The following is a 9,460-nucleotide window of genomic DNA, read 5'->3' on the forward strand; positions in this document are numbered from 1 at the left end:
GGGATCGACCGGGGTCCGCGAGCCACCCGTCCACGGAATGTGATTATCTGGAGTCGGCGAGTCCTCAACGGCTGGGTACGTGGCGAACGCTGGTCGATCATGGGTGGAGGAGACATCGAACGGGTCGACCGGTGCCATAGCCTGGGCCTGGGCCGGTCGCATGAACGAATCCGAGTCGGACCGCCCGCCGTGCTCCCGGGCCGATTGTCGGTCCGTCGGACCGGTGAGCTCCCAGGCTGACGCCCCGTCAGGCTGCTGGTAGGACCGGTCGTCAGCCTCGCCGACCCGCTCCACCGCGAAAAAGTCGTCCGTACGCCGCGCTGGGGCCTCAGTTCGCTCAGGTGGCCCGGTCACGGACCCACCCGTATCGCCGGGATCACCGGCCGTCGTCCGCGGACGCCACGTCTTGGCAACACCGTCCCAAACCCACGCGCCATCGTCGCTCAACCAGCGCCCGAAGTCGTCGGTGGGCATGTCCTGCCCCCCAGGTCAAGGGCGTATTTGCCCATGAAACGCGAAAAAACGGATGGACTCAGCATACACCAGCCTTCATCATCCGGCACTCGCACACTGGTCTGCGATCTCACGAACGACCCTGGTCGAGTCGGCGGAATCAACATTGTTGTTGAAGGCGAGATACCGATCCTCCGGGTAGGTGGCTTCCAGCTTCTCCAACGTGCACGTGCAGTATGTCCGCAGTCCCCCGCTGACCTGGACGCACTCATCCAGATAGGCCGCACGCACCGGCTCGGAGTACCGCCGGGGCGATCCCACCGAGGGGCTCGCTGTAACCTTGACAGGTACCGTGACCGCGGTGTTCGTGCCATCCCGCCCAAAAACGAGCCACCCACCCAGCCCGAGCAGAAGCGCCAGAACCGCCGCTCCAGTGAGGAGCGCGGGACGCGGCAGCGATGTCACACCCGGCGGTAACCTGCCGGCGTTCCCGCCGGCCTCGCCGCTCGGCGGGTTGAACCCGGCTGGTCGGGCCCGCGCCGAGGAACGTCGCCGACGCCCCTGAGCACGCGCGCCGGCAGGCGGGATGCGGCTTCGGGCGCCGACATCCCCAACACCGTCAGCAGCGGGGTGTTCGTCGCGATCGCGTTCTGCGGGCTCCCATCCGGGGGCCGCCACCGCATGATCATCCAGACCGAACCGGACCGGACTCCATGCCATCTCCTGGCCGCCCGGTTGCTGGCCGCCCGGTTGCTGGCCGCCCGGTTGCTGCCCGCCCGGCCCCAGGTCGGTGGGCATGTCAGCCCCGGCGCGAGCATCGGAGTTGCTCAGGATGTCGACGCCGCCCGTGCCCCCTGCAAGCCATGCGCCGGCAACCGGGTCCGGCGTCCGGGCGATATCCCAGGATCCCGTGTCGCTGTCGGGCACGCCGGCGACGCTCAGATCGGTGCCGATCTGCCCGTCTCCGCCGAGCGGTGCCCAGCCGCCGGCATCGGCCTGGCCCCCCGCCGCGACGTCGACGCCCGGCCATGAGCCGGCATCCCACCGACCGACTTGGACGGGCTGCGGCCAGGCCGTGCCCGCCATGGGAAGGTCGTCGGCCACCGACGAAGCCGCCGGGTCCCGAGGCGTCGCCGGATCGTGATGGAGGGAAACCACGGAAAAGCCGCCGGTGGACTCGACCGCGATGCCGTCTGTGGCAGGGCTGGCAGCATCGACGGCAGCCGTGAATCCTGCCGATCCGGTGGGATGCGGCGCCGACGACTGCCACGTCTGGGCGGCCTCATCCCAGACGTAGGCGCCGTCATCGCTGACCCAGCGACCGTGCTCGTCGATGCGCATGTGTCATCCTTCGGACCGAAACAGACGCCTTCAGGGTGCCATGCCGCCAGATTGCGGGGTCACCCCGGCATCCGAACCGGACCCGCAATGCCACTCCAACGGTCCGACACGGGACGATCCGGCCGCTGGGGAGCTGGGACGCTGACGCCGACCGAACACCGATTGCACCCGAAAGCTAGCAGAGCGTCGAGGCGACCAACACCTCTGCCTTCTGCAGCTCCTTCACCGTCGCATACCCGGTGGTCGCCATGGCTGTCCGCAGCGCACCGGCCAGATTCAGCGTGCCGGGGTTCACCGCAGCCGGACCCAACAGGATCTCGCGAAGCGTTCCGATGACCGGCACACGCTCCCAGACGCCACGTGGCAACCGTGAGTGAAGGACATCCATGGACCAGTAACCGCCGCGACCGGGCGCCTCGGCCGCGGCGGCCAGTGGCGTGTCAAGCATCACGGCGTCAGCACCGCAGGCGATGGCCTTGGCCATGTCGCCGCCCGTCCGCATCCCACCGTGGGCGATCACATGGACGTAACGACCACCGGACTCGTCAAGGTAGCGCATCCGTGCTCCGGCCGCGTCGGCGATCGCCGTTGCCATCGGGACCCCGACACCGAGCACCGCACGGGTCGTGTCCGCGCCACCCGGCCCGACACCTACGATCACGCCGGCGGCACCGGTCCGCATCAGATGCAGGGCCGTCGAGAAGGACGCGCATCCTCCCACCAGAACCGGCACGTCAAGTTCGCCGATGAACCGCTTGAGGTTCAACGGCTCGCCCGCCCGCGACTGGTGCTCGGCAGACACTGCCGGCGCGTGGATGACGAGAAGGTCAATGCCGGCCTCGAGGAGGAACGGGTACAGTGCCGCGACCCGTTGGGGACGCAGCGCGGCAGCGGTGACGACACCCGATTCGCGGATCTCGGCCAGCCGCTTGACGACCAGCTCCGGCCGGATCGGCGCCGCATAGAGTTCGCGCAGCCGCCGGGTCGCCGCATCAGCGTCGAGCGCGGCAATCTCCGCCAGAAGCGAATCGGGCTCCTCGTGCCTGCTCCACACACCCTCGACGTGGACAACGCCGAGACCGCCAAGACCGCCGACGGTCACCGCGCTCGCGGGCGAGGTCACCGCGTCCGCCGGAGCGGTGACGACCGGCAGGTCGAAGCGATAGGCGTCGATCTCCCATGCCAGCGAGACGTCCGCGGGGTCACGGGTCCGCCGCGACGGCACGATACCCAGGGCGTCGAGTCCGAAGGCCACCCGCCCGCTCTTACCGATACCGATCTCGACCTCAGCCACTGTGTCCTCTCACCGGGAACCTGCCGCCGGAAGCCTGCCACCGCAGACGGGGCCATCGGACGCCGGGTGGCCGCACATGCTGATCACCGCGCGTTGTAGTTCGGTGCCTCGACAGTCATCTGAATGTCATGCGGGTGGCTCTCCTTGAGTCCGGCCGAGGTGATACGCACCAGCCGGGCATCCCGCTGAAGGGCGCCGATCGTGGCGGCACCGGTGTATCCCATAGCCGCGCGTAGCCCTCCGACCAGCTGGTGGGCAACCGCGGCCAACGGCCCCCGGTAGGGGACCTGTCCCTCGACGCCCTGCGGAACAAGCTTGTCATCGGAGAGAACGTCGTCCTGGAAGTAGCGGTCCTTCGAATAGGACCGGGTCGTGCCCCGGCTGCGCATCGCACCCAGGGACCCCATCCCGCGATAGGCCTTGTACTGCTTACCGTTGATGAAGATCAGCTCACCCGGACTCTCATCAACCCCGGCCAGAAGACTACCGAGCATCACCGTGTCCGCGCCGACGGCGATCGCCTTGGCGATGTCGCCGGAGTACTGCATCCCGCCGTCACCGATCACCGGGACGGCAGCCTCGCGCACGGCCTGCGCGCACTCATAGATCGCGGTGACCTGCGGGACCCCGACCCCGGCCACCACCCGGGTCGTGCAGATCGAGCCCGGCCCCACCCCCACCTTGATGGCGTCGGCGCCGGCGTCCACCAACGCACGTGCGCCGTCCGCGGTCGCGACATTTCCGGCGACCACATCAAGTGGGCTGCCGTCCAATCTGGTCGGCAGATCGCTCTTGATGCGCCGCACCATGTCCAGCACGGCCCGGGAGTGGCCATGCGCGGTGTCCACCACCAGGAAGTCGACCGCGGCCGCGACAAGCTCCTGCGCACGCTTGTACGCGTCCTCGCCCACCCCGATGGCGGCACCGACGACGAGGCGTCCATCCGAATCCTTGGTTGCCTGCGGATACTGCTCACGCTTGGTGAAATCCTTGACCGTGATCAGTCCGCGCAGACGCCCCTGACCGTCCACCAGGGGCAGTTTCTCAATCTTGTGCCGGCGCAACAGCACCAGCGCGTCGTCCACCGACGCCCCGACCGGCGCCGTGACCAGCGGCATCGGGGTCATCACGTCACGCACCAGCCGGGAATAGTCCCGTTCAAAACGAATATCGCGATTCGTGACGATGCCCACCAACTGACCATCCGATTCGGTCACCGGAACCCCGGAAATGCGGTAGCGGGCCATGAGCTCGTTGGCATCCTCGATGGTGGCATCCGGGCCGCAGGTGATAGGTGTTGTGATCATCCCCGACTCGGACCGCTTGACCATGTCGACCTGCTGCGCCTGGTCGTCGATGGAAAGGTTGCGATGCAGGACGCCGACGCCACCCTGCCGCGCCATCGCGATCGCCATCCGTGCCTCGGTGACGGTGTCCATCGCCGAGGACAACAACGGAACGGCCAACCGGATGTGCCGCGACAACCGGGTGGACGTGTCGGCATCCGCCGGCATGATGTCCGATTCCGCCGGCAGCAGCAGCACGTCGTCGAAGGTCAGCCCCAGCATGGCCAGCTTCGCCGACTGCATCGGCCCCGGCTCGGACCCGGCCGGGGAGAGAATGGGACTGTTCATGGCATCTTCCGTTCACACCTCGGCACGGGCTCCAAACTCACATCCTAGGACCCATCACGGCCGCCGGGCGTGCGACAAAAAACCATGATCGCACACCCTTTGGCCAGCAGGACCCATCACGGCCGCCGGGCGTGCGACAAAAAACCATGATCACACGAACGGCGAAATCCGTTGAAACAACCGATCTGGTGCCGGATATGTCGCGCTGCGCAACAATCCAGCACCACGGGTCACGAGGCGTGCGCAGGCAAGTCTTCCGAACAGGTCGAAAGGCGCGATCCGAACACCGGCCGACGTCTGGAGTCGCCCATCGGTGCCACTAGCAGGCCGTGTCCGGCGTAGCGTGGTCGGCGTGAGCGACGAGCCTCTCGACCCCTTCGCGGGCGACCCCGAGGATCCGACAGCGGAGCTCGCGCACCTCGACCCGATTGAGGACACCGAGCTGCTGGAGCCCCTATCGCCGCACGAGCGTGAGGAGATACTCGCCGAACTCGGAGACCTCGACGTCTTCCGGACCTTGTTGGAGCCCCGCGGCTACCGCGGCCTCGTCGTTGACTGCGAGGGATGCGCGGAACCCCATTTCTTCGATTGGGATCTGCTCATGGGCAACCTTCGCCACCTTCTTGACGAAGGCCGCACCAGGGTCCACGAGCCCGCGTACGCCCCGGACCCGTCGTCCTATGTCAGCTGGGACTACGCACGCGGCTATGCCGACGGCGTCTACGAGACAAGCGAGGCGTCGGAAGCGGGCTGATCCGGCGAGCGGCGTCGCTCTAACGCTCGAGCGGACTCCCGGTGAGCAGGTCGAGGGCTTCTGGCAGGGATCCCGCGTGACGGACTCGCGCCGGAAGGGTCGCTCGGCGCCAGCCCGAGCCGCCGACGATGATCAATGTCGACGGCCGGGTTACCGGTAAACCGCTCAGCGCCTGCGCATCCGCGGACGTCCGACGCTGCGACCACAGGAAGACCGCTACCGGCCCGGTACGGGCGACCGCAGTCCGCAACGCGGCCACCGGGACCGCCGCACCAAGGATGCGGGCGGTGGCACCCCGCTCGGCCAGACCTGCCGCCAGCGCGCTCAGCGCGAGGCTGTGCTGTTCGGCCGGGGTACACGCAAGCAGCACCGGTCGGGTGTAGGTGTCGAGCGCGCGATCCGCGACCCGGCGGAACACCGCCGCGACACAGTCGCTGAGCAGATGTTCAACGTCCACGGCGTCACCGCGCTGTTCCCAGCGCCTACCCACGGCGACCAGCACCGGGCAGACGAGCTCCTGCCAGGCTGCGACGACGCCGTCCGTTTCCACGGCGTGGGCCATGATGCGGGTGACCGCCGACGAGTCGAGCGCCATGGCCGCGCGGGCGAGTCCCCGGGCAGCGATACCGGCATCCGCCAGCGGCAGCACCCGGCCGCCTGAACCCCGTGAACCGGCAGGGTCGGCAACCGCCGGCTCATCGGGACCGCCACGATCGTCATCCACCGGGATCGCGGCCCCGAGGCGCTCCCCGGTGGTAGCCGGCAGGTCCGCGTCCCCGCGGTCAGATCCGCCCTCGAAGGGTTCGGGTCCGACACCGTGCGTATGATCATCAGTGATCGCTCGAACCGGGGCCAGCCAACGCGGTTCCGGTAGGTCGTCGACCAGTGTGGTTCTGGCGATCCGGGCCGCTTCGGCGGGCGCGATCCCATCCCGTGTGAGTCGACACATGAACTCCAGACGGGCCAGGTCGTGTGGGCCGTACCTGCGGCGGGTACCGGACACATGGTCGGCCGGACCGAGCCCGTACCGACGGTTCCATGTTCGAAGGGTCGCGGGCGCGACGCCCAGCCGCCGGGCAACCGCCGCGACTGTGTACCGCGGGTTGCGCTCCGCCGGCTCCGGGGAGGGGGTCACAGCGCTCATGGTGGCTCTCGGCGACCGTACCCACAACTTGGCGACTAACCGGCTCCGACCGACCACGCGCCGAGTGATTCTCAGTGTTGAACAACATATGGCGCGGCACTACGGTGTAGCTGCGGCGCCTGCCGCCCATGGTTGAGAGGGGGGCTCAGACCGATGACCGATGTCCGACGACTTCCAGGCCCCGGTGCCGAGAAGTGGGAATGGCAACTTCACGGTGCGTGCCGTGGAGAGAGCACGGAGCTCTTCTTCCACCCGGAAGGTGAGCGAGGCCCGGCCCGCGCGGCTCGTGAGGCCGCCGCAAAGGCCGTCTGCGCAAGGTGTCCCGTGATCCAGGCATGCGCCGAGCATGCGCTGCACGCCCGCGAGCCTTACGGGGTTTGGGGCGGGCTGAGCGAGTCCGAACGAGAAGGCATCCTGACCGGCCGAACGCGTCGTGGCGCGGCTCGGCACAGCCCGTCACGCCCCGGTCTGGCTCCGGCCTGCTGAACCGGCCTGCTGAACCGGCCTGCTGAACCGGCCAAAGGCGATGCGGTCGTGGTTCTGTCGCATCGCCGGAGGCCGCAGTCCCCAGCGCTAGAGGGCCGAAGGGCGCGCGACGATCGTCAGATCGCGCGCCCGCGGTGGCGACATCCACGGACATGTCCATCCCACCGGATGGGTCACCCGCGACGTGTGACCGCAACGCTCGGCGAGATCGACCTCGGCGGGATCGGCGAGATCGGCGACCTCAGCGAGATCGGCAGAGAACCTGCAAAGGCCCGGCAGGACGTTGGCGGTCCTGCCGGGCCGAGAGGGCCGAAGGCAGCGCGATCATGATTTTTCGCGCCGCCGGAGGCCGGAATCCCCGGTGTGCTGAGGGAATCCACCACGCGGTGCCGCGGGTCGGTGCGACCGACATCCGCGGGAGTACGCCTGTCAGGATCCCGGCAAGCCGGATCCCGTCAACTCAGAGCGCCTCAGAGCGCCGCAGCCCCGCTCCTTGATCTACACCCCTGTTGCCGGTCGCCCTTAGAAACCCGGGCCGTGCGAGTGGCCGTGGTTGTGACCATGGCCGGCGGCGGCCGCGGCCTTCGACGGCTTCTCCGCGACGAGGCTTTCGGTCGTGAGCAACAGTGCAGCGATGGACGCGGCGTTGGCGACCGCCGAGCGGGTCACCTTCACCGGGTCGACCACGCCGTCGGCGATCAGGTTGGTGTACACGCCCCGGGCCACGTTGAAGCCACTGCCGACGGGCTGCTCCTTCACCTTCGCGACAATCACGGCGCCTTCCAGGCCGGCGTTGTTCGCGATCCAGGTCAACGGAGCGCTGAGCGCGTCACGAACGATCTGTACACCGGCCAGTTCGTCGCCCGTGCGCCCGAGGCCGCCGTCGAGGGCCGCGCCGGCGTGTACCAGTGCCGACCCACCGCCCGCCACGATGCCTTCCTCCACCGCTGCGCGGGTGGCGGACACGGCATCCTCCAGACGGTGCTTCTTCTCCTTGAGCTCGACCTCGGTGGGCGCACCGACTCTGACCACGGCGACGCCACCGGCGAGCTTGGCGACCCGCTCCTGCAGCTTCTCGCGGTCCCAGTCCGAGTCGCTGGCCTCGATCTCGCCCCGAAGCTGGCGTACTCGGTCGGCAATGGTCGTCTCGTCCCCGGCACCGTCGATGATGGTCGTGGTGTCCTTGTCGACCACAACTCGACGCGCCCGCCCAAGCTCAGCCAGCCCGACCGAGTCAAGCTTGAGACCGACCTCGGCAGCGACGACCTGTCCCCCGGTGAGGACGGCGATATCCTGCAGCATCGCCTTGCGGCGGTCGCCGAAGCCCGGCGCCTTGACCGCCACGACCTGGAAGGTCCTGCGGATCGCGTTGACGACGAGAGTCGACAGCGCCTCCCCCTCGACATCCTCGGCAATGATCAGAAGCGGCTTCCGCGCCTCCATGACCTTCTCCAGGAGCGGAAGGACGTCGCCCAGCGCACTGATCTTGCCCGGGTGCAGGAGCACGTACGCGTCTTCGAGGACGGTCTCCATGCGCTCGGAGTCCGTGACGAAGTACGGAGAAATGTAACCCTTGTCGAACTGCATCCCCTCGGTGAGCTCGAGCTCCAGTCCGAGGGTCTGACTCTCCTCGACGGTGATCACACCGTCCTTGCCGATCCGGTCCATCGCCTCGGCGATGAGCTCGCCGACCTTCGCGTCCTGGGCGGAGATTGCCGCGACGTGCGCGATGACCTCCTTCGAGTCCACCTCCAGTGCCTGCTCCAGCAGGGCGTTGGAAACGGCCACGACCGCGGCCTCGATACCCGCCTTAAGCGCCACCGGCGGCGTCCCGGCCGCGACCTGTCGCAGCCCGCTGCGCACCATGGCCTGGGCGAGCACGGTCGCGGTCGTGGTGCCGTCGCCGGCGACGTCGTTGGTCTTGGTGGCGACTTCCTTGGCGAGTTGGGCGCCGAGGTTCTCGTTGGGGTTGTCGAGCTCCACCTCGCGCGCGATCGTCACCCCGTCGTTGGTGATCGTCGGTGCGCCGTAGGACTTGTCGATGACGACGTTGCGGCCACGCGGGCCGATCGTCACCTTCACAGCGTCCGCGAGGGCATTCACGCCATGCTCAAGCGCATGGCGAGCGTCCTCACTGAATGTCAGAATCTTGGGCATACGTGGTCCTCCCGAACCGGCTCAGGGCGTGTCTGCCCCTGGGCGTGCCGCCAGGAAATCGCTCGATGGACCCCGGGAGCAGGAACCCACGCGACCGCGGAGCATTCCGGTGGGGGTGATGCGAGCGAAGATTCGGAAAGCACGCCCTAACGGCGATCGGGCGTGCTCCACCGATCCGGACGAATGCCATCCAGAAC

General features: G+C 68.3%; 7 protein-coding genes. 2 read left to right on the top strand and 5 right to left on the bottom strand.

The genetic code is table 11. The annotated features are described in order from the left end of the window. Positions 1-552: 552 nt before the first annotated feature. The 3 genes from U9983_RS02510 to guaB form a co-directional block, all read right to left on the bottom strand. Positions 553-1,794: a hypothetical protein gene (locus U9983_RS02510; protein ID WP_322752464.1), complete on the bottom strand. Its 1,242-nt coding sequence runs from the start codon at positions 1,792-1,794 to the stop codon at positions 553-555. A 175-nt stretch (positions 1,795-1,969) separates the two neighbouring features. After that, positions 1,970-3,088, bottom strand: coding sequence for a GuaB3 family IMP dehydrogenase-related protein (locus U9983_RS02515; protein ID WP_322752465.1), 1,119 nt, complete (start codon positions 3,086-3,088; stop codon positions 1,970-1,972). 83 nt (positions 3,089-3,171) lie between these two features. After that, positions 3,172-4,722, bottom strand: a complete 1,551-nt coding sequence (guaB, locus tag U9983_RS02520; RefSeq protein ID WP_322752466.1) for an IMP dehydrogenase — start codon at positions 4,720-4,722, stop codon at positions 3,172-3,174. Between the two features lie 343 nt (positions 4,723-5,065). Here guaB and U9983_RS02525 point away from each other — a divergent pair, with 343 nt between their 5' ends. Beyond that, positions 5,066-5,476 carry a DUF5319 domain-containing protein gene (locus tag U9983_RS02525; RefSeq protein WP_322747239.1) on the top strand — a complete coding sequence of 137 codons (411 nt, stop codon included), beginning with the start codon at positions 5,066-5,068 and terminating at the stop codon, positions 5,474-5,476. Between the two features lie 19 nt (positions 5,477-5,495). On the opposite strand, the gene U9983_RS02530 is transcribed toward U9983_RS02525, so the two are convergent. Next, the gene (locus U9983_RS02530) at positions 5,496-6,620 is read right to left on the bottom strand and encodes a MerR family transcriptional regulator (RefSeq protein WP_322747197.1); all 1,125 of its coding nucleotides are present in this window, start codon (positions 6,618-6,620) and stop codon (positions 5,496-5,498) included. Positions 6,621-6,773: 153 nt separating this feature from the next. On the opposite strand from U9983_RS02530, the gene U9983_RS02535 reads away from it, so the two are divergent. After that, positions 6,774-7,106 carry a WhiB family transcriptional regulator gene (locus U9983_RS02535; RefSeq protein ID WP_322747196.1) on the top strand — a complete coding sequence of 111 codons (333 nt, stop codon included), beginning with the start codon at positions 6,774-6,776 and terminating at the stop codon, positions 7,104-7,106. A 522-nt stretch (positions 7,107-7,628) separates the two neighbouring features. On the opposite strand, the gene groL is transcribed toward U9983_RS02535, so the two are convergent. Then, complete coding sequence (gene groL, locus U9983_RS02540) at positions 7,629-9,263, bottom strand: chaperonin GroEL (RefSeq protein ID WP_322752467.1); 1,635 nt, start codon at positions 9,261-9,263, stop codon at positions 7,629-7,631. Positions 9,264-9,460 lie beyond the last annotated feature (197 nt).

The sequence above is a fragment of the Protofrankia sp. Cas3 genome (assembly GCF_963555955.1).
Lineage (GTDB): Bacteria > Actinomycetota > Actinomycetes > Frankiales > Frankiaceae > Protofrankia.

What these genes read in the sequence shown, in the direction of transcription:
- U9983_RS02510 (WP_322752464.1), bottom strand. Translation starts at nt 1,794, where the DNA reads ATGCGCATCGACGAGCACGGTCGCTGGGTCAGCGATGACGGCGCCTAC.
- guaB (WP_322752466.1), bottom strand. Translation starts at nt 4,722, where the DNA reads ATGAACAGTCCCATTCTCTCCCCGGCCGGGTCCGAGCCGGGGCCGATG.
- U9983_RS02530 (WP_322747197.1), bottom strand. Translation starts at nt 6,620, where the DNA reads ATGAGCGCTGTGACCCCCTCCCCGGAGCCGGCGGAGCGCAACCCGCGG.
- U9983_RS02535 (WP_322747196.1), top strand. Translation starts at nt 6,774, where the DNA reads ATGACCGATGTCCGACGACTTCCAGGCCCCGGTGCCGAGAAGTGGGAA.
- groL (WP_322752467.1), bottom strand. Translation starts at nt 9,263, where the DNA reads ATGCCCAAGATTCTGACATTCAGTGAGGACGCTCGCCATGCGCTTGAG.